Below are 2,346 nucleotides of genomic sequence, written 5' to 3' on the forward strand. Positions count from 1 at the left end.
GATGCCGGCGAAGGCGATGGTTTGGTGGAAGGTGAAGGTGCACAGGGCCAGGTGGGCCATGATTTTTCGCGCTAGAAGATTCTTTTTGATTGCCATGGGGTCACCTCGGTTCAATGGTTTAGAGCGGCAGGAGGAGTTGAAAGCCGTAGGTTTGATCGGCGGTTTCAAATCCCTCCGGTTTGTTTAGCGGCCAGCCGATGAAGGTATATAAGGCATTGGCTTGTCCCTGCAGGTTTGCGCGTAAGAGGTTTCCGATCGGTGTCGCTGGGGTAGTTTTTTTGAGGGCTGGATCTCTTTAACCGGGTTTGTATAATCGGGTTTGTATAATTTTGTATGTTTTTTCTTTGTTTTCATTATATGATCAAGTATGGAAAATAAGCAATATATATTGACTCTATTGTTTTGGGTCTTTTATCCTATTTTTTTTGAAAAAGAAGCTTAAGGACAGGCATCTTGCGTATTATTTTTCGCAAATTCAGGGGATATAAGAGACAAAACGACATAAATAAACATCACCTTACAAACTCAACTTTCCAATGTACAGTCCTGTATCATACTGAGTTCCACGCAATCTTCGTCGTGGAATTCATTGATATGTGCCAATTGCAATTTGGAGGGTAGCTTTGGCGATAATAGTTTAGATTCAACGGATTTTTTGACCATGATATTCCTCCGGCATGAGCCTCACGTTCCGCAGCAACGGATCGTAAGGCTCATTGTCATGATACAGTGGCGGCGGCAATAGCCGCGCCCAGGCCTGATCCGTCCTTAACCAGACGAATGCCCGTCTGACCGGCCCGGTCTTCCAGTTGTTCCTCAAGGGTTTGCCGAATGAGGCCGGCATAGCCGGGCATTTTTTCATACAGGGAACCGTCGATGGCGATCATATGCTGTTGGGTCAGGTCAGGGTCCAGATGCCGCAGAACGCCAAGATAGGCCGCCGCCACCAGTCTGGCTGAGCGGCAGACAATCAGGCCGGCCAACCGACGCAGCGCCTGGATTTGTTCCGGCTGAACCGTCAGTCCGTATGTCTCTGCAAAAAATCGACCGGTTACCTGGCCAGCGGGACTATCATCCGCCAGCATCAATCCCAGGGCTTCACTGCGAAGGGCGTACCGCTCCTCCAAGGCCGGCAGCAGTCCCCGATCCGCGCCTGCCTGATAAACCAGGCGGAAAATTTCGCCCAGATAGTGACCGGCTACTTGCTTCTCCAGCTTTTGACTGCCCGGTTGTTCACTTACCTCATCCAGAAGCCGGTCATAGACAGTAGCCGGCGCCCGGTCAAAGCCGCCGGATTCCATATTCAGGATCATCGGCCGACCGGTGAGAGGCGAGAATTTTTCCCGGTAGCAGATGTTGTGCCCTGTGCCGCAGACCGAGGCGATATCGGTGCAGGAATCCTGATATGCCGCCGCCAGCAAGGTGGCTACCGTATCATTTAAAAGAGCCACCGGGATGATATGGCCTAAACCCCTGCCAGCCAGCGCATCAGCCAGCAGACCGTTGATATCCTGACCCTCCATGCCGCTGATGTTGATTTCTTTGCCCCACAGGATCAATTCCGCCCGGTTGACGGAATACTGGCGGCAGCCATAGGAAAAGGTATGGCCCAGTTTTAATCCGGACCGGCCTAAGCCTAATTCGGCAATCCGGTCGGCAATAAAGCCGAAAAGTTGTTCTCCCCTGATTTCCCGTGTCGTATAGTCATAACCGGCTGCCCCGTCCCGCAGGGGCCAGTTTCGTTGAACAAGGATCTCGAATTTGCCGCTGCCCCGCAATTCAACTAACAACAGCCGTACATTGGTGCCGCCAAAATCCAGCGCCAAAAAGCGGCCCTGTTCCGTCCCGGCCGGCCTGTCCAAAAAAGACGGCAGCATGGCCAACGAGGTGCGATTCCCGGCGATTGCCCGGCGTATCTCTGCCGTGATCCCGTCAGCCATCCTCCCGACACCCGCCCGGTCTATCGCAAATGCAGCCGCCGCGTCCTGTAGGAACCTGCTTAACTGATCCATCCTATCATTCCGTTCTCTTCTGCAGTCTCTGTTGGCGGCATGACCGCCTCACCCACAAAGAGACAGCCAGCTCCCGAAATATTGTTTCCCGGTCAGGGGCAATGATTCCTGCTTCCGGGAAACAGCAGATGGACCGGACAATCTTGGCATATATTTTGTTCGACAATATTTTGCAGGATATATTAACAAAATATTGAATATTAAATATAGCAAACCATATTTCGTCAAAAAAGGATATTCGAGATGCTGTACATCTCTTTAGGAGGCGAAAACCATGGCACAACAGTGCACAGTAGAGCAGGCAGTGTCAAAAATCAAGAGCCAGGCCACGATA

The 2,346-nt window shown here is 51.6% G+C and carries 1 protein-coding gene; it reads right to left on the reverse strand.

What is annotated here, in order from left to right; all coding sequences use genetic code 11:
* Positions 1-719 precede the first annotated feature (719 nt).
* Entirely contained in the window at positions 720-2,012 is a 1,293-nt protein-coding gene (locus ALO_RS16280) for a hexokinase family protein (protein WP_004098066.1), read from the reverse strand.
* Positions 2,013-2,346: the final 334 nt, after the last annotated feature.

This window comes from Acetonema longum DSM 6540, from assembly GCF_000219125.1.
GTDB classification, from domain to species: Bacteria; Bacillota; Negativicutes; order Sporomusales; family Acetonemataceae; genus Acetonema; species Acetonema longum.

Coding starts and splice junctions, on each gene's coding strand:
- ALO_RS16280 (WP_004098066.1), bottom strand. CDS start 2,012: ATGGATCAGTTAAGCAGGTTCCTACAGGACGCGGCGGCTGCATTTGCG.